This is a genomic window from Paraburkholderia sp. C35, assembly GCF_003121405.1.
Classification (GTDB): domain Bacteria; phylum Pseudomonadota; class Gammaproteobacteria; order Burkholderiales; family Burkholderiaceae; genus Paraburkholderia.
Map to the genome: position 1 here is coordinate 45,395 of NZ_QBUY01000023.1, position 24,347 is coordinate 69,741.

Sequence of the window (24,347 nt, forward strand, 5' to 3'; positions counted from 1 at the left end):
CTCATGTCGAACCCGCCACACGAGGCGCCTGCACTAACCGCTCACGAAGAACATCCCGGCTGGCGCGCGTTTCTCAACGCGCGCATGCTGATCTGCGTCTTTCTCGGCTTCACGTCGGGGTTGCCGCTATTCACGCTCGTCTATCTCGTGCAGGCCTGGTTGCGCTCCGAAGGCGTGAACCTGAAGGAAATCGGCCTGTTTGCGCTGATCCAGTTTCCCTACACGTGGAAATTCGTCTGGGCGCCGCTGATGGACCGCTATGTGCCACGTCTGCCCGGCTGGCGTCCAGGACGCCGGCGCGGCTGGATGCTGTTCACGCAGATTCTCGTTGCTGTCGCGATTGCCTCGCTTGGCATCGTGTCGCCGCGCGATTCGATCTGGACGGTGGCGGCGTTGACGTCGCTCGTCGCGTTCTTCGGCGCGAGTTCGGACATCGTGATCGACGCCTATCGACGCGAACTCCTGCACGACACCGAGCAAGGTCTCGGCAACGCCGTGCACGTGAACGCGTACAAGATCGCGGCACTCGTGCCTGGCTCGCTCGCCCTGATTCTCTCGGACCATCTGCCGTGGGCCACCGTATTCATCGTCACGGCCGCGTTCATGATTCCGGGCATGATCATGACGCTCGTCGTGAAAGAACCCGAAGTGCACGGCAAGCCGCCGAAGAACCTGCGCGAAGCGATCGTTGAACCGTTCCGTGAGTTCATTCACCGCGACGGCTGGCGCGGCGCGCTGTTCGTGCTCGGCTTCATCTTCCTGTACAAGCTCGGCGATACGATGGCGACCACGCTATCCACGTCGTTCTTTCTCGACATCGGCTTTTCGCGCACGCAGATCGGCGTGATCGCGAAGACGACGGCGTTTGGCGCGAGTCTCGCGGGCGGCATCATCGGCGGGATTGCGCTGATGAAGATCGGCATCGGGCGCGGATTGTGGATCTTCGGCTTCCTGCAAATGGTGTCGACGCTCGGCTTCGCGTGGCTCGCGCATGTCGGGCCCACGTCGCCGGGGCTGACTGTCGTGTATGACATTGCCGTTGCAATCAGCACGGGTACGACGAATCTGCTGTCGCTGCTCGGTATCGGCTGGACGGTGAAGCTCGAACCGATGTCGGTGGCGCTGGCGATCGTGTACGGCTTCGAGACGTTCACCACCGGTCTCACGCTCGCCGCATTCACTGCGTATATCGCGAGTACGACCGATCCGCGCTATACGGCAACGCAGTTCGCACTCTTTACATCATTGGCTTCCGTGCCGCGCACATTGGCGTCGGCGGCAAGCGGCTTCGTCGTCGCGGAGTTCGGCTGGTTCCATTACTTCATCCTCTGCACGGCGCTTGCTGTACCGGGCATGCTACTGTTGGTCCGGATCGCCCCTTGGAGAAAGCAGTCGTGATGTTGTCCGTGTCGCGGCGCGCCGTCATGGGTCCGGCTGTGCGCGCCGCTTTCCGTCGATCGCCTGCATATCGCATGCGCGCGTCGGTGCGTGCGCTGCATGTAGCTGTGCTCGCCGCGTGTGCGGTTGTCGGCATGTTGACACCGTGGCAGGCGCAAGCGACGGAATCGCCGTCCAACGTCAGCGCGCCGCCTGCCGCTAATGCTCCTGCGGCGCCTGTTACGCCGTCTGCACCGAAATCCGAAGCCGCACCCGCTGCTACGTCTGGCGTTTCCGTGCCGTCGAATGCGGGCTCTGTGCCGCCTCAAACGCCCGTCACCGCGCGCACGCCCGCGCCAACACCACCGCCGCCCACGCTTCCCGCGCCATTCCAGCCGAATCAGCAATTGCGTTACGGCGGCTACGCGGTGTTCCGCAACCTGATTCCCTCACCGATGCTCGAAGCGCAATCGGCTGAAGAATTCGATCAGATCGCCCGCGGCGCGGAACACATGAACCGGCTTTACCCGGCTTCCGACGCGCACACGACGCGCGTGCAGTCGATCGTCGACAAGCTGATTCCGTATTCGCTGAAATGGAACGACCGCTCGAAGAACTGGAAATGGGACGTTGCCGTTCTGCGCTCGACGGACATCCGCGCGTACTGTCTGCCGGGCGGCAAGATCGTGATCTACGGCGGCATGCTCGACAAGGTCAAGCTCAACGACAACGAACTCGGCATGCTGCTCGGCCATGAAATCGCGCATGCGCTGCGCGAGCATGCGCGCGAGCGACTCGGCGAACAGCAGGCCGCGCAACTCGGTTCGGGGACGATTCCGCAACTCTTCGGTCTCGCCGATCTCGGCGAAGCGCCGCTCGGCATCGGCACGCAGTTGCTGGAAATGAAGTACGAACGCGCCGATGAAACGGAAGCCGATGTGATCGGCAGCGAAATCGCGTCGCGCGCGGGTTTCGATCCGCGCGCTGCCATCACGCTATGGGACAAGCTCGCCGTCGCGACGCGCAACAATCGCGATCAGGGCTTTATCTACGTGCATCCGTACAATCCGGCGCGGCGCGCGGACATCATGAAGCGCCTGCCCGACATGTTGCCGCTGTACGCGAAGGCGATCGGCAAGACAGTCGATGCGTTGCCTGACTACGCGGGCATCGGTCATCCACGTCGTACGACCGCGAACGACTGACACCCGGCGCGTTTATTTCTTCTTCGCGATCTTGTGCGCGTAGTCGACGGTCACGGGCGCGTGATCACTGAACTTGATATCGCGGAACACGTCGACGCGCTTGGCCGTGTCAGCAATGCCCTGCGTCGCGATCTGATAATCGATACGCCACCCGACGTTCTTCGCATACGCCTGACCGCGATTGCTCCACCACGTGTACTGCTCGGGACGCTGGTCGAGCGTGCGGAACACATCCACGTAACCGACTTCATCGAACAGTTTGGTGAGCCACGCGCGCTCTTCCGGCAGGCAGCCCGAGTTCTTCTGGTTGCCCTTCCAGTTCTTGATGTCGATTTCCTTGTGCACGATATTCACGTCGCCGCACACGATCACTTCGCGTTCTTTCGCGAGTTCCGCGAGATGCGGCATGAACTCGTCCATGAAACGGTACTTGGCCTGCTGGCGCTCGTCGCCGCTCGAACCCGACGGCACGTACACCGAAATCACCGACAGATTGCCGAAGCGGGCTTCCACATAACGGCCTTCGGGATCGAACTCTTCGCTGCCAAAACCGATGATGACTTCATCCGGCTCATGACGCGTGTAGAGACCCGCGCCGCTATACCCCTTCTTCACCGCATGCTGGAAATAGCCGGTGAAACCGTGCGGCGCGAGGAATTCCGGCGTCATGTCGTCCTGCGAGCATTTGATTTCCTGCACGCACACCACATCGGCCTTCTGCTCGCCGAACCACTCGAAAAAGCCCTTCTTGGCCGCCGAACGAATGCCGTTCAGGTTGGCGGTGATCACACGGAACATGTTTTTCCTTCGTTATGTTTTCGTCTATTCGACAAGGTGAAGATCATTCGACAATCACGCCCTTCAGCGATTCTTTTGCGGGCGGGAATTCAAGCTTCAGCGACTGGAACGCGCGCAGCAACAACTCGCCGACCATCACGTTGCGATGCGTTTTCGAATCGGCGGGAATCACGTACCACGGCGCGTATTCCGTCGATGTCGCCGCGAGCGCGTCGTCGTAGGCGTCCTGATACTTGTTCCACAGCTTGCGCGCGTCGAGATCGGAGACGTCGAACTTCCAGTGCTTGGTCGGATCGTCGATACGCGATTGAAGACGCTCGCGCTGCTCGTCCTTCGAAATGTGCAGCATGCATTTGATGATCGTCGTGCCGTTTTCCGCGAGCATCAGCTCGAAGTCGCGAATGTGACGATAGCGGCACAACCGCGCCTCCTTGTCCATCGAGCCGAGCACGACGGGCACCAGCACGTCTTCGTAATGGCTGCGGTTGAAGATGGTCAGTTCGCCGGCAGCGGGCGCCTGCGCGTGAACGCGCCACAGGAAGTCGTGAGCAAGCTCGATCGGCGTCGGCGCCTTGAACGGCACGATGCGCAAACCGAGCGGATCGACTTCATGAAACACCGCGCGGATCGTGCCGTCCTTGCCGCTGGTGTCCATGCCCTGCAGCACGAGCAGAACACGCTGCACGCGCTGCGCATGCAGACGTTCCTGCTGCGCATCGAGCGCCGCGCCGATTTCAGCGAGCCGTTCGCGGTCAGTGTCTTTTGCGCCCGTCGAAAACGGCTTCGTGGACGGATCGATGCTCGCGAGCGAAAACTTCGATTTGCTGCCTTCGTCGAAGAACGGCACGCGATAGTCGTCCAGTTCGATTTTTTTCGCCATCGTGTTTCCTCCTGTTCGGCGGGCCATCATGTCGAATGGAAAAGTGGAAAAGCAAACGGGCCGTTGCGCGACTTTCGATGCGACAACAGCCCGTCATGGCAGTTGCGTGCTGACGTGCTGCACGCAAACGCCGATACCACTACGACACTTAGCCCAGCTTCTTCTTCAACAGTTCGTTGACCTGCTGCGGATTCGCCTTGCCCTTGGTCGCCTTCATCGCCTGACCGATCAGCGCGTTGAACGCCTTTTCCTTGCCCGCGCGGAATTCTTCAACCGACTTCTGGTTCGCGGCGAGCACTTCGTCGATGATCGCTTCGAGCGCGCCGGTATCGGAAATCTGCTTGAGACCCTTCGCTTCGATGATGCGGTCGGCAGCGGCTTCGTCGGTGGCTTTCTCTTCCCAGATCGCGAGGAAGATTTCCTTGGCGATCTTGTTCGAGATCGTGCCGTCGGCGATACGTTGCAGCACCAGCGCGAGTTGCACGGCGGAAACCGGGCTGTTGGCGATATCGAGGTCTTCGCGGTTCAGTTGCGACGACACTTCGCCCATCAGCCAGTTTGCTGCAACCTTCGCCTGCGCTGCGCCGACCTTGGCGACAACGGCTTCGTAGTAAGCGGCCATTGCCTTGCTCGACGTGACGACGCCTGCATCGTACGGCGTGAGACCGTATTGCTCGACGAAACGCTGCTGCATCGCAGCCGGCAGTTCCGGCAGTTCACCCTTCACGCGCTCGACCCACGCCGCGTCGATCACGAGCGGCATCAGATCGGGATCGGGGAAATAGCGGTAATCGTGCGCGTCTTCCTTGCTGCGCATCGAACGCGTTTCGCGCTTGTCCGGGTCATACAGACGCGTTTCCTGCACCACCGTGCCGCCGTCTTCGATCAGTTCGATCTGACGACGCACTTCGTACTGGATCGCTTCTTCGAGGAAGCGGAACGAGTTCAGGTTCTTGATCTCGGCACGCGTGCCGAATTCCTTCTGGCCAACCGGACGCACCGACACGTTCGCATCGCAACGGAACGAGCCTTCCTGCATGTTGCCATCACAAATGCCGAGCCACACGACGAGACCATGCAAGGCCTTCGCATACGCCACGGCTTCGGCGGCGCTGCGCATTTCCGGCTCGGTGACGATTTCGAGCAGCGGCGTGCCCGCGCGGTTCAGGTCGATGCCCGTCATGCCTGCGAAGTCTTCGTGCAGCGACTTGCCTGCGTCTTCTTCCAGGTGAGCGCGCGTCAGGTTGACGGTCTTTTCGTATGCTTCCTTGCCAGCCTTTTCGTTAGCCGGAACCTGAATCGTGATCTGTCCGCCCTGCACGACAGGAATCTCGTACTGGCTGATCTGATAGCCCTTCGGCAGATCAGGGTAGAAGTAGTTCTTGCGCGCGAAGATGCTGCGCGGCGCGATCGTCGCGTCGATGGCGAGGCCGAACTGGATCGCGCGCTCGACAGCGCCCTTGTTCATCACGGGCAGCACGCCCGGCAATGCCAGATCGACGGGACAGGCCTGTGTGTTCGGTGCGGCGCCAAACTGCGTGGCTGCGCCCGAGAAAATCTTCGAGACCGTCGACAGTTGCGCGTGGGTCTCGAGACCGATAACGACTTCCCATTGTGTTGCCATGTTTACACCCCTGCCGGAGCCTTGCGATGCCAGTCGGTGGCGCGCTGGAACGCGTCCGCCACCTGCAGCATGCGAGCTTCGTTGAAATAGTTGCCGATGATCTGCAAGCCGACAGGACGCTGCGCATTCGCGCCCGCGCCGAAGCCGCACGGCACGCTCATGCCCGGCAAACCGGCGAGGCTCACCGACAGCGTGTAGATGTCCGCGAGGTACATCTGCACGGGATCGTCGCCCTTCGCGCCGATATCCCACGCCACCGACGGCGCCACCGGCCCCATGATCACGTCGCACTGCTTGAACGCTTCCTGGAAATCCTGCGCGATGATGCGGCGGATTTTCTGCGCCTGCAGGTAGTACGCGTCGTAGTAGCCGTGCGACAGCACATACGCCCCAACCAGAATGCGGCGCTTCACTTCCGGGCCGAAGCCTTCGGCGCGCGACTTCTTGTACATGTCGAGCAGATCGCGATACTCGGCCGCACGATGGCCATAGCGCACGCCATCGAAACGCGACAGGTTCGACGATGCTTCAGCCGGCGCGATCACGTAGTACACGGGAATCGACAGTTCCGTCTTGGGCAGCGAGACTTCGACGAGCGTCGCGCCGAGCGCTTCGTATTGCTTCAAGGCGGCGTCGATGGATGCGCGGACTTCATCGGTGAGACCTGCGCCGAAGTATTCCTTCGGCAAACCGATGCGCAAACCCGCGAGCGGCTTGTCAGCCGTGGCGCCCGCGCCCGACCAGTTCTGGCCGAGATAGCGCGTGTAGTCTTCATGCGCGTGCGTGAGGCTGGTCGAATCGCGTTCGTCGAAACCGGCCATCGCGTTGAGCAGCAGCGCGCAGTCGGCGGCCGTTTGCGCCATCGGACCGCCCTGATCGAGCGACGATGCAAACGCGATCATCCCGTAACGCGACACGCGGCCGTACGTCGGCTTGATCCCCGTGATGCCCGAGAACGAAGCCGGCTGACGGATCGAGCCGCCCGTGTCCGTGCCCGTCGCGGCGGGCGCGAGGCGTGCGGCGACAGCCGCCGCCGAACCGCCCGACGAGCCGCCCGGCACCGATTTGCGGTCCCACGGGTTCTGCACGGGGCCGAAGTACGAATTTTCATTCGACGAGCCCATCGCGAACTCGTCCATATTCGTCTTGCCGACGCACACCATGCCAGCCTGCGCGAGACGATCGACAACCGTTGCATCGAACGGGCTCACGTAGTTTTCGAGCATCTTCGAGCCCGCCGTCGAGCGCCAGTTGCGCGTGACGAACACATCTTTATGCGCGATGGGCAGGCCCGTCAGCGGACCGGCGTTGCCGGCGGCGATCAATGCATCGGCGGCTTGCGCCTGCGCGAGCGTCTGCTGTGCATCTACATGCACGAACGCGTTCAGCGCCTTGTGATCGTCGATCCGCTTCAGATACGTCTGCGCCAGTTCGACTGCGGAGCATTGCTTCGCGTCGAGCGCGGCGCGCAGTTCGGTCAAGCTTTTTTCATGCATTGCGTTTTTCCTGGAAAGCGCGGCGGCGTGCTGCGCCGCCGTGTAGGCATCCGGCAGCCCGCCGGCAGGCCGCGCCGAAAAGTGCGGGCCGTGTTGCGTGCGGACCTTCGCACGCCTGACACACAACCCGGTGCTTAATCATGGACCTGGCGCTTACTCGATGACCTTCGGCACCAGATACAGACCGTCCTGCACTGCGGGCGCGGGACGCTGGAATTCGTCGCGATTCACGTTTTCGGTGACGGCGTCATTGCGCAAACGCAAGGCGACGTCTTCAATCTGCTCGATCGGGTGCGCGAGCGGGGCGATGCCCGTTGTATCGACTGCCTGCATCTGTTCGACGAGGCCGAAGAAGTCGTTGAGCTGGGCGAGCGTGTGCTCGGCGTCGGCTTCAGGCAATTCGAGCCGCGCGAGATGGGCGATGCGTTTCACATCGGTCAGAGTCAGGGCCATGCAGTCACCAGAAAAGTGGCGGTCTGCCGCAACGATGAAAAAACGATGCTGCGACAGCAGGTTAGGTCATTGGAGCAGGCCCTCGAAATTGGGGCCAACGAAGGCAAAAAGTGCCATCCGTTTCCTTTAAATCAAGCAAAATTATAAGGTATCATTACGCGTTCGACCCAAACCCGGACCGTCTTACCAAGGCCTTTCTGACATTTTCAGAGATCGCTGAACGACAGCTCGGCTGCCTTGCTATAGCCTCCGGTACGTTCCCTCGCAGTTTCATGCTTCTCTCGGCGCACTTGGCCGGACATGAGGCTGCTAATTTTTTTCCGCTGCCGCCCTACGCTTACGATGCGAGGCCCGGCCCCCAGCGAGACAGGATTTTGCATGTTCGGTTTTTTGCGCAGCTATTTTTCCAACGATCTGGCCATTGACCTCGGCACAGCCAACACCCTCATCTACATGCGTGGCAAGGGTATCGTTCTCGACGAACCGTCCGTCGTTTCGATTCGCCAGGAAGGCGGCCCGAATGGCAAGAAGACCATTCAGGCAGTCGGCAAGGAAGCAAAGCAGATGCTCGGCAAGGTGCCGGGCAACATCGAGGCAATCCGCCCGATGAAGGACGGCGTGATCGCCGACTTCACCGTGACCGAACAGATGATCAAGCAGTTCATCAAGACGGCTCACGAATCGCGCATGTTCTCGCCGTCGCCGCGCATCATCATCTGTGTGCCGTGCGGTTCGACCCAGGTTGAACGCCGCGCGATCAAGGAAGCCGCACACGGCGCGGGCGCATCGCAGGTCTATCTGATCGAAGAACCGATGGCAGCGGCAATCGGCGCAGGCCTGCCGGTGTCGGAAGCAACGGGCTCGATGGTCGTCGACATTGGCGGCGGCACGACGGAAGTCGGCGTGATCTCGCTGGGCGGCATCGTGTACAAGGGTTCGGTGCGCGTCGGCGGCGACAAGTTCGACGAGGCGATCGTCAACTACATCCGCCGCAACTACGGCATGCTGATCGGCGAACAGACGGCTGAAGCCATCAAGAAGGAAATCGGTTCTGCGTTCCCGGGCTCGGAAGTAAAGGAAATGGAAGTCAAGGGCCGGAACCTGTCGGAAGGTATTCCGCGCAGCTTCACTATTTCGAGCAACGAAATTCTCGAAGCATTGACCGATCCGCTGAACCAGATCGTGTCGTCGGTGAAGATCGCGCTGGAACAGACGCCGCCGGAACTGGGCGCCGACATCGCCGAGCGCGGCATGATGCTGACGGGCGGCGGCGCACTCCTGCGCGACCTCGACCGCCTGCTGGCGGAAGAAACGGGCCTGCCCGTGCTGGTCGCCGAAGATCCGCTGACGTGCGTCGTACGTGGTTCGGGCATGGCGCTCGAACGCATGGACAAGCTCGGCAGCATCTTCTCGTACGAGTAAGGTTGCTGATCTCCATGTCTGCAGCGCGCACTGAAAGGCTGGCTCCGCCAGCCTTTGTGCGCTTCGTGCATCGCGCGCGCGCTTAGGCGCGCCGCCGTTTCACCCAATCGCTTACGCTCCCGGCGACCATGGAATACAGTCCGCCGCCCCTATTCAAGCAAGGCCCATCGGCACTCGCACGACTGATTCTGTTCGTGCTGATAGCGCTCGCGCTGCTCATTTCCGACGCGCGCTTCCGCACGCTCGAAATCGTTCGCGGCGTGCTCGGCGCTGGCCTGTATCCGTTGCAACGCGCAGCGCTCGTGCCGCGGGACATCTTCATGGGTGCCGCCGATCTCGCCGTGACCAGCGCCACGCTGCGCACCGAGAACGACAAGTTGCACGCGCGCAACCTGCAGTTGTCGCAGCAGGCCAACGAAGCCGCGCAGCTCGATGCCGAAAACAAGCATCTGCGTAATCTGCTGCAGTTGTCGCAACGCATGACAACGCAATCGATCCCCGCCGAAATCCAGTACGACACACGCGATCCATTTACGCAAAAGGTCGTGATCGGTCGCGGTTCGCAGCAGGGCATCAAGGACGGCTCGCCCGTCGTCAACGAAGACGGCGTGATCGGCCAGATAACGCGCGTTTTCCCGATGCAATCCGAAGTGACGCTGCTCACCGACAAGGATCAGGCCGTGCCCGTGCAGATCGTTCGCACAGGCTTGCGCAGCGTGATCTACGGCACGCCGAAGGGCGATGCGCTCGACCTGCGTTTTGTGCCGATCAGCGCCGACGTGCTCGCCGGCGACGAACTGGTCACCAGTGGCCTCGACGGCGTGTATCCGCCGGGCTTGCCGGTCGCCAAGGTGGTGCGCGTCGACAAGCAGGCGGATACGGCGTTCGCCCGCGTGGTGTGTCAGCCCATCGCGCCAGTGCGCGGCGCGCGCGACCTGCTTGTCCTACACTACGAGAACAACGTGCCGCCGCGTCCCGCCGACGAACCCGATCCCGCGACCGTCGCCAAGGAAGCGAAAAAGAAGAACGCGAAAACGCCGGACAAGGGCAAGGACACGAAACCTGCTGAGCCGGCCAAGGCGGGCGCCGCGTCGGCACCTGCCGCTGCGGCAGCCGCGCCGGCGAAACCTGCGTCGTCGGCGAAACCCGCTGGCAAGTCTCCTGTCGAGAAAAAGCCAGCCGCTGAAAAGAGCGCAAAGCCGCAAACCGCTCGTGGCACCGCTGAGGGGGCCAAGCAATGAATCGCCCGCAGTACATTCTGCAGCCCGTTAATCCTTATTTCATCGCGTTCAGTCTGGCCGCGGCGTTCCTGCTGAACATGATGCCGTGGGGCCGCCTGATCGCCGTGCCCGATTTCGTCGCGCTCGTGCTGCTGTTCTGGAACGTGCATCAGCCGCGCAAGGTCGGCATGGGCATCGCGTTCATGCTGGGCCTGTTGATGGACGTCCATAACGCCAGCCTGCTCGGCGAACACGCGCTCGCTTATACGCTGCTGTCTTATGGCGCGATCACGATTCACCGCCGCGTGCTGTGGATGTCGATCGGCGTGCAGGTTTTTGCAGTGATGCCACTGCTCGTCGTCGCGCAACTCGTGCCTTTTGTGATCCGCCTGCTGACGGGCGCTGCATTTCCGGGCTGGGGCTATCTGATCGACGGTTTCGTCGAGGCAGCCCTCTGGCCTGTCGCGAGCATCCTGCTGTTGATGCCGCAACGCCGCCCGGCCGATCCGGACGATACGCGGCCCATCTGACCGCCCGCGCCTCCCTGTCCGCTCATGAACACGCCATGTCGTCACCGTCTTCACGAGCGTTCAGCCGCGCAAACCGCCGCGCAGCTGCATGACCCAGCGCAAAGCCCAGGCAGTAAAAAGGCGCGTCGCCGCCGAACTGATTCAACCCGCATAACCGGCAGTCACTGCCCAACCGCATGACCGAATTCAAGGACACCCAGCAGCAGCTCACGAAATTCCGCCTGCGCGTCGCGGCGGCGGGGCTGTTCGTGTTCGTCTGCTTCGGGCTGATCGCGTTCCGTTTCCTGTTCCTGCAGGTCTGGCACTACAGCAAGTATTCGCTGCAAGCCGATGAAAACCGCATCTCGGTCGCGCCTATCGTGCCGAACCGCGGCATCATCACCGACCGCAACGGCGTCGTGCTCGCCAAGAACTACTCGGCCTACACGCTCGAAATCACGCCTTCGAAGCTCAACGACACACTCGACAACGTGATCGACAATCTCGCGACCGTCATCAGCATCGACGCGCGCGATCGTCGCCGTTTCCGCAAGCTGCAGGAAGACTCGAAGAACTTCGAGAGCCTGCCGATCCGCACTCGCCTCACCGATGACGAAGTCGCGCGTTTCACTGCACAGCGTTTCCGTTTTCCGGGTGTCGAAGTGCGTGCACGTCTGTTCCGGCAATATCCGCTCGGGCCGACGGCGGCGCACGTGATCGGCTATATCGGCCGTATTTCGCAGCGCGATCAGGACAAGATCGACGACGCCAGCGACCAGAACGACAGCGATCCCGATCACTACGATCCGCGTCTCGATGCCAACAACTACAAGGGCACCGACTATATCGGCAAGATCGGCGTCGAGCAGAGCTACGAAACCGAGCTGCACGGTCTGACGGGCTTCGAGGAAGTCGAAGTGACCGCCGGCGGCCGGCCCGTGCGCACGCTGTCGCGCACGCAGGCGACGCCGGGCAACAATCTCGTGCTGTCGCTCGATATCGGCTTGCAGCAGGTTGCCGAGCAGGCGTTCGCGGGCCGCCGCGGTGCGCTCGTCGCAATCGAGCCTTCGACGGGTGACGTGCTCGCATTCGTCTCCGCGCCGAGCTTCGATCCGAACTCGTTCGTCGACGGCATCGACCAGCAGACCTGGGACGAACTGAACAACTCGCCCGATCACCCGCTGCTGAACCGCCCGCTGCACGGCACCTATCCGCCGGGTTCGACGTACAAGCCGTTCATGGCGCTTGCCGCGCTGACGCTGCACAAGCGCACGCCGCAGTGGGGTTTCCAGGATCCGGGCTCATACACGTTCGGCGGCCACACGTTCCGTAACGACGTGCCGCAGGGTCAGGGCTGGGTCGACATGAACCGCGCGATCATGGTGTCGAACGACACGTATTTCTACATGCTCGCGCACGATCTCGGCGTGAACGCGATCGCCAACTTCATGAAACCGTGGGGCTTCGGCCAGATCACGGGCATCGACATCGCGGGCGAGGCGCGCGGCATCCTGCCTTCGACGGACTGGAAGAAAAAGGCGTATCGCAAGCCCGAGCAGCAGAAGTGGTACGAAGGCGAGACGATCAGTCTCGGCATCGGCCAGGGCTACAACTCGTACACCATTCTCCAGCTTGCGCACGCAACGGCCACGCTCGCGAACAACGGCACGGTGATGAAGCCTCACCTCGTGAAGGAAATCGAGAATCCGATTACCCGCGCGCTGCGCGCCACGGTGCCGAAGGATGACGGCCGTATCGACGTGAAGCAATCGGATATCGATGTCGTCAAGCGCGGCATGGAAAACGTCACGATGAATCCGTCGGGCACGGCGTATCAGGTGTTCCGCAATGCGGCGTATCTGTCGGCGGGTAAGACGGGTACGGCGCAGGTGTTCTCGCTGCAAGGCGCGAAGTACCACGGCCACGCGCTCGCTGAACATCTGCGCGACCACGCGCTCTTCATCGCGTTCGCACCCGCCGACAACCCGAAAATCGCCATCGCGCTGATCGTCGAAAACGGCGGTTGGGGTGCGCAGGCGGCAGGCCCGATCGCGCGTCGCGTGCTCGACTATTACCTCGTCGATCGCATGAAACCGGGCGTCGAGCAGGCCGCTGTCGTGGCGGCGGCTTCGGCGACGGAAGAAACCTCGGCGCCCGTGATCGGCAGCGCGCCGGTGGCGCCCACAGCCGAGATCCAGCCGGTGTCCGTCGCGGCTGGCTTCACGGCACTGCCGCTGCCTGTCGGCGCGTCGACGCCGCACGCGGCGGCTGCACCCGATGCATCTGGCGTTGTGGCCGCTTCGGGAGCCGACACGGCTTCGGCACCTGTCGCGGCATCGGCGGCTGCGCCGCGAATCGCGTCCGCAGCAAAGTCTGCGAAGGCGCCGCGCGTCGCGTCCGCTACGGCTGCACCGTCACGCGCCGCTTCGGACATGGCGGCAACGGCGGCTGCACCCGTGAAAGCATCCGACGCCCATAAAACCCCACGCAAACCCCGACCGGCCAGCGAGCCGCGGCCGGTCGCCGCCGCGCCGTCGCGCAACGAGGATTCGCAGGCCGCACCGCGCGGCCCCGTGTCCGGCGGTATCGACGAGTAAGGAGAAAGGCATGCAAATCGACAAGCGCGCCTGGCTCGAACGCTTCAAGAAGATGTTCGCGGGCTTCGACCGCCCGCTCGCACTGATCGTTTTTTTGCTGCTGTGCGTGGGTATCGTCACGCTGTATAGCGCGAGTCTCGATGTGCCGGGCCGAGTCGAGGACCAGCTGCGCAACATCATCCTGACGTTCGCGCTGATGTGGGTGCTGGCCAATATTCCACCCACCACGCTGATGCGGTTCGCGGTTCCGCTCTACACGTTCGGCGTCGCGTTACTGATAGCCGTCGCGCTCTTCGGTCTTACACGTAAAGGCGCGAAGCGCTGGATCAATGTGGGTGTGGTGATCCAGCCATCGGAAATCCTGAAGATCGCGACGCCTCTGATGCTCGCGTGGTACTACCAGCGCCGCGAAGGCAATATCCGCTGGTGGGATTACATCGTCGGGATGTTGATTCTTGCTGTGCCTGTTGGTCTGATCGCCAAGCAGCCGGACCTCGGCACCGCCGTGCTCGTGTTCGCGTCGGGTTTCTTCGTGATCTATTTCGCGGGATTGAGCTTCAAGCTGATCGTCCCGGTGCTGATTGCGGGCGTGATTGCCGTCGGTGCAATCGCGACGTTCCAGGACAAGATCTGTCAGCCCGAAGTGCAATGGCCGCTGATGCACGATTACCAGAAACACCGCATCTGTACGCTGCTCGATCCGACATCGGACCCGTAGGGCAAAGGCTTCCACACGATTCAGGCCGTGATCGCGATCGGTTCGGGCGGTCCGCTCGGCAAGGGTTGGCTCAAGGGCACGCAGGCGCACCTGGAAGTTATCCCTGAGAAGCACACCGACTTCATCTTCGCGGTGTTCTCGGAAGAGTTCGGACTGGCAGGCGGGTTGGTGCTGCTGACGCTCTATATGGCGCTGATCGCACGCGGCCTGTTTATCGCGGCGAACGGCGCAACGTTGTTCGGGCGATTATTGGCCGGTTCGCTAACGATGGCCTTCTTCACCTATGCGTTCGTGAATATCGGCATGGTGAGCGGGATTCTGCCCGTGGTGGGCGTGCCGTTGCCGTTCATGAGTTACGGCGGCACCGCGCTGACCACACTCGGTTTCGCCATCGGCCTGATCATGAGCGTCGCGCGGCAGAAGCGTTTGATGCAGAGCTGATCCGTCCGCTCGCTGCCTGAAAAGAAAAACGGCGCCTGAATCTCAGGCGCCGTTTTTCATTGTGGCTTCGCTTCGTGCGATTCGCGTAACTGCGCACTGAGCTGCTGATACTTGAGCCGCGCCGCAGGATCACCTTGCGCAGCGGCAGCCGCGTAGTAGGCACGCGCAACATTCAGGTTCTGCGCAACGCCATCGCCGCCGCGTTCGTAGAACGAGCCTGTCACATACTGCGCGGTCATATCGCCACCTTCGGCCGCCTTCTTGTACCAGAAGAACGCCTGCTGGTTATCGCGCGCCGTGCCGCGTCCGTCGAGAAACTGATTCGCCAGCGCCAGTTCAGCCTGGATATGCCCTTGCTGCGCCGCCTTCAAAAACCATTGATGCGCTTCCGCCGGATCACGCCCGACGAACTCGCCATCGTCGTACATCTTGCCGTACACGTATTGCGCGTGCGACATGTTGGCATCGGCGGCCTTGCGCAGCCACTTCTTGCCCTCGTCGACATTCGCGGGACCGCCCTCGCCGTTCAGCAGCATCATCGCGTAATTGAACTCGGCGAGACGGCTGCCGCGCTGCGCAGCCTTGCGAAACTCGGCGAGCGCGGACGTGAAATTGCCCGCGTTGTAATCGGCGACGGCCGTTTGCGTTTCCATATCCGACGCCGGCGGCGTCTTGCTCTGCGCCTGTGCAGTGGCACTCGCCGCCAATGCAGTCAGCACAATAGCGCGGGATGCAATGCGCATCGCGCGCAACGACAACAGCTTCATGACCGAACCTCCTGCAAGGCTTGTCGCGTGGTGCGCAACAGCCACATCACGTCGGCGGCCAGCGCGATAAAGCGAAAGCCCTCCGACCGGTATTGCCGCGCACTCGCCACGTCCATCGCGAAAATGCCCGTAGCGACGCGCGCACGATGCGCGACGTCCAGAATATGCTTCATCGCGTCCTGGACTTCCGGATGCTTCGAGTCGCCGAGATGGCCGAGGCTCGCAGCAAGATCCGCCGGCCCGACGAACAGGCAATCGACACCCGGCGTCGCCGCGATTTCTTCGAGTTGCGACAGCGCGCGTTGCGATTCGATCTGCACGATGTTGGCGATTTGCGCGTTTGCGTTCTGCAGATAATCGCGCCGCATGCCATAGGCGGCCGCGCGGACCGCGCCGGCTACACCGCGCAAACCGTCCGGTGCATCGGCGGTTGCATACTGAGTCAGACGAACCGCATAGGCCGCTTCTTCAGCCGTTTCGATATTCGGAAACATCAGCGTGCGCGCGCCTGCGTCGAGCACGCGCTTGACCAGCCACGGCTCGACGGCGGGCAAGCGTACGACGGGCTCGGTCGGCAGATGCGCTGCAGCAATGGCACGCAATTGACCGGCGACATCGCCGCTATCGTTCGGCGCATGCTCCATGTCGATCAGCAGCCAGTCGAAACCCGCATGCGCGAGCGCTTCCGCCGCGCTATCGCTGCCGAGCGACAGCCACAGGCCGAACAGCGGATCCGGGTCTTTGAGACGCAGCTTGAGTGGATTGGTGAACGTGCTCATCGCGCATCTCCGTGGATACGACGCGCAGCCGCAGAAAGGCTGAAGCAACAGACGACGCGGCCCGAACCTGAAAGGCCGCTATTTAAAGCGTGATGGTAGTGGCGGGCGCTGAGCCCGCAGCGTAGCGCGGTGACCGGCATGTCTCGCTCCGTGTGGTTATCGAAACGATCATACCGTGACAATAACCCGTTTAGTCGCGGACTACGTCGGCCCAGCAATTCGGCGTTTCGTACAGACGCACTTTGTGCAGCCGCAGATTGATGCCGTAGTGCGCGTCGTAGACGTTCGCGAGAATGTCGAACGCGACGGCGGCGAGGTTTTCGACCGTCGGAATGCGGTCGAGCACTACCGTCTTGTGACCGGCCATCGAATCGAGAAAGCCGCGCACCTGCGTATCGCCTTCAAAGACGAGAAACGCGTGATCCCACTTGTCGACGAGATGTTCGTTCGCGAGCGCTTTCACGTCGGCGAAATCCATCACCATGCCGCGGTCGGGCGCGCCTTCCGTTTCGACCAGATCGCCTTGCAGCGTGATTTCGAGCACATAGCGATGGCCGTGCAGATTACGGCACTGGCTGCGGTGATCGGGAATGCGGTGACCCGCGTCGAATTCGAGTTTTCGTGTAATGGTCAGCACGGCAAATCAGGGAATGTTCAGGTACTTGTGAGTCTGCATCGACAACCGCCATTGCGGATGCCGCCTGCACCAGTCGATCGCGAGCTTGGTGTTGATGTCGCGCGACGGGCCGTCCATCGGCTGGACGAGGAAATAGTCGAAGTCGAGCTTCGCGTAGTCGGCAAGACGCTGGTTGTCCTGCGGCACGACCACTTTGAGTTCGTTGCCTTTGGTCTGCACGAGCGGCGCGTCGGCCTTCGGGCTCACGCAGATCCAGTCGATCGTATCGAGCACGGGTAGCGAGCCATTCGTTTCGATCGCGATTTCAAAACCTTGCGCATGCAATGCGTCAACGAGCGGCTGGTCGATCTGCAGCATCGGTTCGCCGCCCGTGCACACCACGAAGCGTTGCTGTTCGCCTTCCGGCCACAACGAAGCGATCATCGCGGCGAGTTCTTCGGGCGTACGGAATTTGCCGCCGTTCTCGCCGTCAGTGCCGACGAAGTCCGTATCGCAGAACTTGCACACGGCTTCAGCGCGATCCTCTTCGCGGCCCGACCACAGGTTGCATCCGGCGAACCGGCAAAACACGGCCGGACGCCCGGCATTCGCGCCCTCGCCTTGCAACGTGTAGAAGATTTCCTTGACCGCGTACGTCATGCTGCTTTCTGCCCAATGCTCCGTGGAGCGATGTTGATGTGCACTTGTGCTGCTTATGGCTGCTCGTTGCCGTTCAGGCCGGTTCCGTGACCTGCTCGCCGTTCAGATACGCTTCGTAACCGCGCTTGCGCAGACGGCAGGCAGGACACTCGCCGCAACCGAATCCCCAGGCGTGCAGTTCCGCGCGCTCGCCGAGATAACACGTGTGCGTCTCGACGCGCACCAGTTCGACCAGTTCATCACCGCCTAACTCATGCGCGAGGCGCCACGTATCGGCCTTGTCGATCCACATCAGCGGCGTTTCCAGCACGAAGCGGCTGTCCATGCCGAGATTCAGCGCGACTTGCAGCGCCTTCATCGTGTCGTCGCGGCAATCCGGGTAGCCGGAGAAATCCGTCTCGCACATGCCACCGACCAGCACGCGCAAACCGCGCCGATAGGCAATGGCAGCGGCGATCGTCATAAACATCAGATTGCGGCCGGGCACGAACGTATTCGGCAGACCGTTAGACGCTGCGTGGATCTCGATTTCGCGCGTCATGGCGGTATCGCTGATCGAACCAAGCACCGACAGATCGATCATGTGATCGTCGCCGAGGCGCTCGCCCCACTCGGGGAACGTGCGCGCTACGGCACTGCGAAAGCCATCGCGGCATTCGAGCTCGACACGATGGCGCTGACCGTAATCGAAACCCAGCGTTTCGACCGTTTCATATCGATCCAGCGCCCACGCGAGACATGTGGCCGAATCCTGGCCACCGGAAAACAGCACCAGCGCGCTACTCTTGGCGTCTTTGCGGGTCACCGTGAAACTCCGTGAAGGTTGATTGCGTGCGCAGCAGCCGCGCAAGCGCCGACTTACTGCCTGCTTCGCGCCGTTTCCGGCGCGGGCCGGGACTGACACCGGCTCAAGCAGTATAGGCGGCGGGTTTCACGCGCCAATCTGCCTTCGCTTATACCGCTGATCGTCCGTCAGAGTGTTTCACGCGATGCGATGCCTCGGACCTGAAACGAAAAAGGACTTGCGAAGAACAAGCGGCAAGTCCTTGATACGGCGGGATTTTATCATGCACCGCCGGAGCACGCTCACGGCCGCGACACCACCCGGGATTCGCAACGGACAGATATCGTGTCCGCAAATAAGAAAAGCCCCAGGAATCTTGCGATCCTGGGGCCAAATTCTGGTGGCCTGGGACGGAATCGAACCATCGACACGCGGATTTTCAATCCGCTGCTCTACCAACTGAGCTACCGGGCCAACGAAGAAGCGAGAGTATAGCAAGCAGTTTTGCGTTTCTCAAGCCCTTCGCGAAAAAAATTTCAGGGGACTTTATTCGCCCTTGTTCTTGCCGAGATCGACGCCGAGCTGCTTGAGCTTGCGATACAGGTGCGTCCGCTCGAGGCCGGTCTTCTCCGCGACGCGCGTCATGCTGCCGTTCTCGCGCGCGAGGTGATACTCGAAGTAAGCGCGCTCGAAGGCATCACGGGCATCGCGCAGCGGAATGTCGAACGAAATCGACGCCGTTTGCGCAGACAACATGCCGCCGCCCAGGCTATCGGCCGACATCATCGGCAACGCAGCCGCCGACGCGACAGCCGACGCATTTGGCGCCATCGACGGCTTCGCCGCCATGCCGCCCGCCGCAGGCGCCGCGCTGCCACGCGCGAGACCCTGCTCGACCGCCTTCAGCAGTTTTTGCAGCGCGATCGGCTTCTCGAGGAAGTTGAGCGCGCCGATCTTGGTTGCTTCGACTGCCGTATCGATGGTCGCGTGCCCCGACATCATGATGACGGGCATCGTCAACGTGCCTTGTGCGGCCCACTCTTTGAGCAAGGTGACGCCGTCTGTATCGGGCATCCAGATGTCGAGCAGCACCAGATCGGGTGCCTGACGAAGCCGGTAGTCGCGCGCCTCCTGCGCGTTCTCAGCGACCTCCACGACATGTCCCTCGTCGCTCAGGATCTCCGAGAGCAATTCCCGGATGCCCATTTCATCATCTACCACCAGGATGGTTGCCATTTACGCTGCCCTTGTCTGCACTGTTGCTTTTGTCTTTCCCTGCGACGCGCTGCTGCTGCCACGTGCCGCCTGCGGCCCGCTTCCGGGCGACGCAGCCTTGTTGTCTGCGAGTTGAAGGAAGAGGATCGAAATTTGCGCGCCCTCGATCACATCGCCCGCTCTCAGGCGATTGCGAATGTCGATTCGTGCGCCGTGTTCATCGACGATCTTCTTGACCATGGCGAGTCCAAGTCCTGTCCCTTTGGCCTTGGTCGTCACATAAGGTTCGAACGCGCGCGTCAGGATGCGCGCGGGGAAGCCCGCACCGTTGTCCGACACGGTCAATCGCACCGCGACGCTCACTTTGCCATCTGCGTCGGGATCGCCATATTCTACTGTCCTCGTTTCGAGCAACACACGTGGATGCTGGACTTCGGACACAGCATCCTGTGCGTTCTGCAGCAGGTTATGGATCACCTGACGCAATTGCGTCGCGTCACCACGTATAACGGGCAAGGCCGCCATTTCGACGACAATCGGACTCTTGCCTTCTTCAATTCCGTATAGCGTCAGCACTTCGCTGACGAGTTCGTTCAGCTGCAGGTTCGCCAGCACGGCCGGCGGCGTGCGCGCGTAGTCGCGGAAATCGTCGACCATCTGCTTCATCGCCGCGACCTGATTCACGATTGTAGTGGCACCGCGTTTCAATACGTCGGCATCCGAAGGCGAGAGCTTGTCGGCGAGCTTCATCTGAAGACGCTCAGCCGAAAGCTGGATCGGCGTAAGCGGATTCTTGATCTCGTGTGCAAGACGCCGCGCGACTTCGCCCCATGCGATCGAACGCTGTGCTGAGATCACATCGGAAATATCGTCGAACACTACGACATAGCCGGAAGTTTCTTCATCATCGCTATCGTTGCCCGCCGCCGAAACCAGCCGCGCGCCGCGCACGAGCAAGGTCAAAGGATCGGTCTCGCCTGCGATCTGCAACTGCATCTGTTGCTGCCAATGGCCCGTGTCGCGCTGATCGTCGCCGCCTGCGGCTTCGAGATCGGCAAACGCCTTGCGCACCATCGCGCCGAATTCGCTCAACACGGCAATACGATCCAGCGACGATCCAAACACCGACGCAAACGGCTGACGGAAGATCCGCTCCGCGCCGCGATTGGCTGTAGTCAACCGGAATTGGCGGTCGAACACGAATACGCCTGCCGTCAGATTGGCCAGAATGCTTTCGAGGTACGCCTTCGAATGTTCGAGTGCAACGCGGTTCGCTTCCACCGCGAGGCGCGCTTCGGACAACTGCCGTGTCATCGCGTTGAACGACTGCGTGAGGAAGCCGAGTTCATCGCGTGACTTGATTTCGCGCTTCGGCGTGTAGTCGCCTTCGGTCACTTCCTTCGTCCCTTGCGCGAGCAGGAACAGCGGCCGCGCAAGCTGGTTGCCGAGCGCGAGCGCGAGCATCATCGCGATGAAGGTGGCGAGGAACAACGCAAGCGTCAGCGTGCCGATGTACATCTTGCGCAAGCCCGTGCGCCCGATCGCCTTCTCCTGATACTCGCGATACGCGCGCTGCACGGCATCGGCATTGCGCGCCAGAGATTGCGACACGGGTTGCGTGAGTTGCAGGAAACGTTCCGTGGGCTGCAACTGCGAGGCGTTGGCGTCGGGAATACGTTGCACGATGCGCAGACGCAATGCGCCCTTCGCGCCACGCGCTTTCGGATCGCCGTCCACTTCGCCTTCGATCGACGCGAAGCCACGTCCGCGCGCCTGCTCGATCATGATTGGCGTCGGCAGATCGCTCGGCACGAGCGACGCGTAATTGCTGGTTGCCTGCGCGACCACGTGCATATCCGGCGACGCACCCGACATGCTGCGCGACGGCTCGACAATCGTCGCGTCCTGCACGCCGAACTGGTCGCGCAAACGCAGCAGCGTGAGCGTCGTGCCGGCGGAATCCGCGCTCGCAAGCTGCTCGGCCATCAGGCGGCCCTTGGTCTGCAGATCGGACAGCGACGCATCGAGCATGCCGCGCCCGAGGTTCAGCCCGGACGTGAGCGCCGTTTCGACATTCACGTCGAACCACGATTCGATACTGCGCGACACGAACTGATACGACACGATGTAGATGATGCCGCCCGGCACCACACCTACCAGCGCGAAGAAGAAAGCAAGCTTGGCCAGTAATCGCGTGCCGAACTTGCCCTTGCGTAGTCGCGTAACGATGATCACCACGAGCACCGCGACGATCAGCATGAAGATCAGCGCGACCGCCACGTTGGCGGCATAGAGCCAGCCGTAGTAACGATCGAAGAATTCGGTGTTCGCGCTCGCGGCTGCGAGCAGCACGAGCAGCAGGACAGCCGTCACGGCCACCGTCGATACCAGCAGCCTGACGACCAGGCTGCCGACACTGGTGGCGCGGCGCACTTTATTTAGCACGTTCGGTCACCGTGAAGGTAAAACGCTTCCAGTCGGAAGAGAGATTCCAGTCGCGGTTGTTGACCGCGTCGATCTGGAACGGCTTGGGCATCAGGGCGATATCGAGCTGCATGCGCACCGATGCGGTGTACGTTTCTCCCGTGTGAACCTGGTTGCGATCGATCACATGCCACGACGTGACATGCTTGATCACGGCCAGCGCCTCGTTCAGCGAAGCGAAGCCGAGTTGCAAGCCGCCCGTCGACACGCGGTATTCGCGTGTGAGCGGCTGGAAGGAAAGCCGAATGCTTTGCGATACGCTCACCGGTTGTTCGTCGAACCAGTACCAGCGTGGCCGGCTCAGTTCGAAGTCCGTTGTGAAGTAAAGCGGACTGCCCTTGTTGACGGCGTCTTCGAGGTTGCTGTTCAACTCGAACTCGAAACGTGCGTCGAGCGCCCAGCCGCTGCCGTCGGATTGCAGGGACGCGCGCTGCACGGCGATCGATTCGGCTCGCGCCGGCCCGGCTGCCATCAGGCAAAGGACCAGCGCAACCCAGAGCGCGGCCACGAGCCGTAGCGGAAGAAAGCGTTTGATGATCACCGTTTCTGAAAGCGCGCGTAGAAGAATCCGTCGTGGTCTAAGCTCGAACCAGTGCTTTGTCCGGCGCGGGAACCAGCCGAAACATCGGCGGGCGCGCGGGCGACTGCTGGGAGCAGTTGCCCCGGCGCGTCCAATCGTACCGCATCCGCGTGTCGGTTTTCAACCCACTGAGCCTGCAACTCGCCTTCTTCCGGAAAGATCGAGCACGTAACGTACAGCAACTCGCCGCCCGTTTTCACGAGCGGCCACAGCGCTTCGAGAATGCGACGCTGCTCTTCGACCAGCGCGGGAATGTCCGACGCACGGCGCAGCCAGCGAATGTCGGGATGACGGCGCACGATGCCCGACGCCGAGCAGGGCACGTCGGCAAGACTGCGGTCGAAGGGCTGATCGGTGGTGTCGTGCCATTGCGACGGATCGCCTGCATCGCCGACTCGCACGTGCGCTTGCAAACCCAGTCGCTGCAGGTTTTCGCCGATACGGCGAGCGCGCGTCGCGTCGCTTTCGAGCGCGATCAGATCGATGTCCGCGAGTTCGAGCAGATGCCCTGTCTTGCCGCCCGGCGCCGCGCACGCGTCGAGCACGCGCATACCGTCGCGCACGTCGAGCAGCTGCGCCGCGAGTTGCGCACCTGCGTCCTGCACGGACACGACGCCTTCCGCAAAACCAGGAATACGGTCGACGGGCATCGGCGTGTCGAGGCGGACCGCGTGGTCGCCTGCGCGTGTCGCGGCAATCTGATGCTCACGCAACGTTTCGAGATAGGCGTCGACTGTGGCCCGGCGTGCGTTCACGCGCAGCGTCAATGGCCCTTGCGCATTGCCCGCTTCGAGCATGGCTTGCCAGGCGTCCGGCCAGGCGTTGCGCACAGCGTCGATCCACCAGACGGGATAGTTCCAGCGCGCGACAGCGTTGTTCTGCGCCTCGGCCAGCAGCGCGTCGCGCTCGCGCAAGAAGTTGCGCAGCACGGCGTTGACCAGCCCTTTCGCAAACGCGATCTCGCGACGCGCGCCGATTGCATTCACAGCCTGATCGACGACGGTGAAAGGTGCGTAGGCCGCGTTGCCTTCTTCATCGACAAGCAGCGCGAGCGCGCACGCGAGCACATGAGCGACATGCGGCGGCGGCGCCTTGCGCACGAGTTTCGCCACCAGCCATTCGGCGATGCCGAGCCGGCGCATCGTCCGGTAGGCGATGTCCTGCACGGCGCCGCGCGCTGCCGACGCAGTGCCGTCCGGCAGCGACACGAAAATCGCATGCAAGGCGGCGGGCAGCGCCGCACCCTGACGAACCGCGCCGACGGCTTGCGCCGCGCCATCGAGCGCGAAGCCAAGCGATTCAGGTGCGAGATGCAGCGTCGAGAAACGGGTATCGCGCGAACGCGGCGGCGAAGCAGGACGCTGGGAAGGCTTTCGGGTCATGAAGAAGCGGAAAACGGGCGCGCACGGAAAGTGTCGCGCAAACGCCACATTGTAGCGTGATGCGGGTCGCGGACCGGCGGAGTGCGGACGCTTTCAAATCATTCGTCGCGAAACGGAGACTGGAAAGAAAAAGGGGCGAGTCGTGAACTCACCCCTTTTTGCATTGGCTGTCATCTTGAGTGTCCGCCGAAACTCGCCGGACACCCGCACGCTTAGTCGAAGCGCCCCGTCCGCGCCATTTCCATCAGACGCGCGATGCGCTCCTCGGTAGCCGGGTGCGTCGAGAACAGATTCTGGATGCCGCCGCCCGACAGCGGATTCATGATCATCATCTTAACGA

20 protein-coding genes, 1 tRNA gene and 2 pseudogenes are annotated in these 24,347 nt (G+C 62.1%); 7 read left to right on the plus strand and 16 right to left on the minus strand.

Going from position 1 to position 24,347, the window contains the following annotated elements:
- Positions 1 to 3 precede the first annotated feature (3 nt).
- Together DK391_RS16430 and DK391_RS16435 are read left to right on the plus strand one after the other, a co-directional pair.
- A complete protein-coding gene (locus DK391_RS16430) occupies positions 4 to 1,398 on the plus strand; it encodes an AmpG family muropeptide MFS transporter (protein ID WP_109479034.1) in 1,395 nt (464 codons plus the stop codon).
- Positions 1,398 to 2,582 carry a M48 family metallopeptidase gene (locus DK391_RS16435; RefSeq protein WP_109479035.1) on the plus strand — a complete coding sequence of 395 codons (1,185 nt, stop codon included), beginning with the start codon at positions 1,398 to 1,400 and terminating at the stop codon, positions 2,580 to 2,582. Before DK391_RS16430 ends, DK391_RS16435 begins: the two co-directional genes overlap by 1 nt.
- Positions 2,583 to 2,594: 12 nt before the next feature.
- Here DK391_RS16435 and DK391_RS16440 read toward each other — a convergent pair whose 3' ends face one another.
- The 5 genes from DK391_RS16440 to gatC form a co-directional block, all read right to left on the minus strand.
- Positions 2,595 to 3,380 (minus strand): exodeoxyribonuclease III, encoded by a 786-nt coding sequence (locus DK391_RS16440; RefSeq protein WP_109479036.1) that lies wholly within the window; start codon positions 3,378 to 3,380, stop codon positions 2,595 to 2,597.
- Between the two features lie 43 nt (positions 3,381 to 3,423).
- On the minus strand, positions 3,424 to 4,260 hold the full coding sequence (locus DK391_RS16445; RefSeq protein ID WP_109479037.1) for a PPK2 family polyphosphate kinase: 837 nt from the start codon (positions 4,258 to 4,260) through the stop codon (positions 3,424 to 3,426).
- A 148-nt stretch (positions 4,261 to 4,408) separates the two neighbouring features.
- Positions 4,409 to 5,884, minus strand: a complete 1,476-nt coding sequence (gene gatB, locus DK391_RS16450; RefSeq protein ID WP_109479038.1) for an Asp-tRNA(Asn)/Glu-tRNA(Gln) amidotransferase subunit GatB — start codon at positions 5,882 to 5,884, stop codon at positions 4,409 to 4,411.
- Positions 5,885 to 5,886: 2 nt separating this feature from the next.
- On the minus strand, positions 5,887 to 7,380 hold the full coding sequence (gene gatA / locus DK391_RS16455; protein ID WP_109479039.1) for an Asp-tRNA(Asn)/Glu-tRNA(Gln) amidotransferase subunit GatA: 1,494 nt from the start codon (positions 7,378 to 7,380) through the stop codon (positions 5,887 to 5,889).
- Positions 7,381 to 7,533: 153 nt separating this feature from the next.
- A complete protein-coding gene (gatC, locus tag DK391_RS16460; RefSeq protein ID WP_109479040.1) occupies positions 7,534 to 7,833 on the minus strand; it encodes an Asp-tRNA(Asn)/Glu-tRNA(Gln) amidotransferase subunit GatC in 300 nt (99 codons plus the stop codon).
- Between the two features lie 378 nt (positions 7,834 to 8,211).
- Between gatC and DK391_RS16465 the strand changes: the two genes are divergently transcribed.
- The 5 genes and pseudogenes from DK391_RS16465 to rodA all read left to right on the plus strand — a co-directional run bounded on the left by DK391_RS16465 (position 8,212) and on the right by rodA (position 14,740).
- A complete protein-coding gene (locus DK391_RS16465; RefSeq protein ID WP_004189550.1) occupies positions 8,212 to 9,255 on the plus strand; it encodes a rod shape-determining protein in 1,044 nt (347 codons plus the stop codon).
- Between the two features lie 128 nt (positions 9,256 to 9,383).
- Entirely contained in the window at positions 9,384 to 10,496 is a 1,113-nt protein-coding gene (gene mreC, locus DK391_RS16470; RefSeq protein ID WP_109479041.1) for a rod shape-determining protein MreC, read from the plus strand.
- Positions 10,493 to 11,005, plus strand: a complete 513-nt coding sequence (gene mreD, locus DK391_RS16475) for a rod shape-determining protein MreD (RefSeq protein WP_109479042.1) — start codon at positions 10,493 to 10,495, stop codon at positions 11,003 to 11,005. The genes mreC and mreD overlap by 4 nt, the downstream gene beginning before the upstream one ends.
- Before the next feature lie 176 nt (positions 11,006 to 11,181).
- Entirely contained in the window at positions 11,182 to 13,581 is a 2,400-nt protein-coding gene (gene mrdA / locus DK391_RS16480) for a penicillin-binding protein 2 (protein WP_109479043.1), read from the plus strand.
- A gap of 10 nt (positions 13,582 to 13,591) precedes the next feature.
- Positions 13,592 to 14,740 (plus strand): annotated as a pseudogene (gene rodA, locus DK391_RS16485) (rod shape-determining protein RodA).
- 56 nt (positions 14,741 to 14,796) lie between these two features.
- Here rodA and DK391_RS16490 read toward each other — a convergent pair.
- From DK391_RS16490 to DK391_RS16540, 11 genes and pseudogenes are all read right to left on the minus strand, one after another.
- A complete protein-coding gene (locus DK391_RS16490) occupies positions 14,797 to 15,507 on the minus strand; it encodes a tetratricopeptide repeat protein (RefSeq protein ID WP_109479044.1) in 711 nt (236 codons plus the stop codon).
- Positions 15,504 to 16,286: an aldolase/citrate lyase family protein gene (locus DK391_RS16495; RefSeq protein ID WP_109479045.1), complete on the minus strand. Its 783-nt coding sequence runs from the start codon at positions 16,284 to 16,286 to the stop codon at positions 15,504 to 15,506. Before DK391_RS16495 ends, DK391_RS16490 begins: the two co-directional genes overlap by 4 nt.
- Positions 16,287 to 16,476: 190 nt before the next feature.
- On the minus strand, positions 16,477 to 16,920 hold the full coding sequence (queD, locus tag DK391_RS16500) for a 6-carboxytetrahydropterin synthase QueD (RefSeq protein ID WP_109479080.1): 444 nt from the start codon (positions 16,918 to 16,920) through the stop codon (positions 16,477 to 16,479).
- A gap of 9 nt (positions 16,921 to 16,929) precedes the next feature.
- Entirely contained in the window at positions 16,930 to 17,562 is a 633-nt protein-coding gene (gene queE, locus DK391_RS16505; RefSeq protein ID WP_109479046.1) for a 7-carboxy-7-deazaguanine synthase, read from the minus strand.
- A 73-nt stretch (positions 17,563 to 17,635) separates the two neighbouring features.
- Complete coding sequence (gene queC, locus DK391_RS16510; RefSeq protein WP_109479047.1) at positions 17,636 to 18,367, minus strand: 7-cyano-7-deazaguanine synthase QueC; 732 nt, start codon at positions 18,365 to 18,367, stop codon at positions 17,636 to 17,638.
- Positions 18,368 to 18,744: 377 nt separating this feature from the next.
- Positions 18,745 to 18,820, minus strand: a tRNA-Phe gene (locus tag DK391_RS16515).
- A gap of 72 nt (positions 18,821 to 18,892) precedes the next feature.
- A complete protein-coding gene (esaR, locus tag DK391_RS16520) occupies positions 18,893 to 19,582 on the minus strand; it encodes a response regulator transcription factor EsaR (RefSeq protein WP_109479048.1) in 690 nt (229 codons plus the stop codon).
- Complete coding sequence (locus DK391_RS16525) at positions 19,583 to 22,006, minus strand: PAS domain-containing sensor histidine kinase (protein WP_109479049.1); 2,424 nt, start codon at positions 22,004 to 22,006, stop codon at positions 19,583 to 19,585.
- Entirely contained in the window at positions 21,996 to 22,586 is a 591-nt protein-coding gene (locus DK391_RS16530) for a DUF4390 domain-containing protein (protein ID WP_109479050.1), read from the minus strand. The genes DK391_RS16525 and DK391_RS16530 overlap by 11 nt, the downstream gene beginning before the upstream one ends.
- Entirely contained in the window at positions 22,583 to 24,007 is a 1,425-nt protein-coding gene (gene rsmB / locus DK391_RS16535; RefSeq protein ID WP_109479081.1) for a 16S rRNA (cytosine(967)-C(5))-methyltransferase RsmB, read from the minus strand. Before rsmB ends, DK391_RS16530 begins: the two co-directional genes overlap by 4 nt.
- Before the next feature lie 212 nt (positions 24,008 to 24,219).
- Positions 24,220 to 24,342 (minus strand): annotated as a pseudogene (locus DK391_RS16540) (protease HtpX); the annotation flags it as partial.
- Between the last annotated feature and the right edge of the window lie 5 nt (positions 24,343 to 24,347).

What these genes read in the sequence shown, in the direction of transcription:
- mrdA (WP_109479043.1), top strand. Translation starts at nt 11,182, where the DNA reads ATGACCGAATTCAAGGACACCCAGCAGCAGCTCACGAAATTCCGCCTG.
- queE (WP_109479046.1), bottom strand. Translation starts at nt 17,562, where the DNA reads ATGACGTACGCGGTCAAGGAAATCTTCTACACGTTGCAAGGCGAGGGC.
- mreC (WP_109479041.1), top strand. Translation starts at nt 9,384, where the DNA reads ATGGAATACAGTCCGCCGCCCCTATTCAAGCAAGGCCCATCGGCACTC.
- rsmB (WP_109479081.1), bottom strand. Translation starts at nt 24,007, where the DNA reads ATGACCCGAAAGCCTTCCCAGCGTCCTGCTTCGCCGCCGCGTTCGCGC.
- DK391_RS16490 (WP_109479044.1), bottom strand. Translation starts at nt 15,507, where the DNA reads ATGAAGCTGTTGTCGTTGCGCGCGATGCGCATTGCATCCCGCGCTATT.
- gatA (WP_109479039.1), bottom strand. Translation starts at nt 7,380, where the DNA reads ATGCATGAAAAAAGCTTGACCGAACTGCGCGCCGCGCTCGACGCGAAG.
- gatB (WP_109479038.1), bottom strand. Translation starts at nt 5,884, where the DNA reads ATGGCAACACAATGGGAAGTCGTTATCGGTCTCGAGACCCACGCGCAA.
- DK391_RS16445 (WP_109479037.1), bottom strand. Translation starts at nt 4,260, where the DNA reads ATGGCGAAAAAAATCGAACTGGACGACTATCGCGTGCCGTTCTTCGAC.
- DK391_RS16435 (WP_109479035.1), top strand. Translation starts at nt 1,398, where the DNA reads ATGTTGTCCGTGTCGCGGCGCGCCGTCATGGGTCCGGCTGTGCGCGCC.
- gatC (WP_109479040.1), bottom strand. Translation starts at nt 7,833, where the DNA reads ATGGCCCTGACTCTGACCGATGTGAAACGCATCGCCCATCTCGCGCGG.
- mreD (WP_109479042.1), top strand. Translation starts at nt 10,493, where the DNA reads ATGAATCGCCCGCAGTACATTCTGCAGCCCGTTAATCCTTATTTCATC.
- DK391_RS16430 (WP_109479034.1), top strand. Translation starts at nt 4, where the DNA reads ATGTCGAACCCGCCACACGAGGCGCCTGCACTAACCGCTCACGAAGAA.
- DK391_RS16495 (WP_109479045.1), bottom strand. Translation starts at nt 16,286, where the DNA reads ATGAGCACGTTCACCAATCCACTCAAGCTGCGTCTCAAAGACCCGGAT.
- esaR (WP_109479048.1), bottom strand. Translation starts at nt 19,582, where the DNA reads ATGGCAACCATCCTGGTGGTAGATGATGAAATGGGCATCCGGGAATTG.
- DK391_RS16465 (WP_004189550.1), top strand. Translation starts at nt 8,212, where the DNA reads ATGTTCGGTTTTTTGCGCAGCTATTTTTCCAACGATCTGGCCATTGAC.
- DK391_RS16440 (WP_109479036.1), bottom strand. Translation starts at nt 3,380, where the DNA reads ATGTTCCGTGTGATCACCGCCAACCTGAACGGCATTCGTTCGGCGGCC.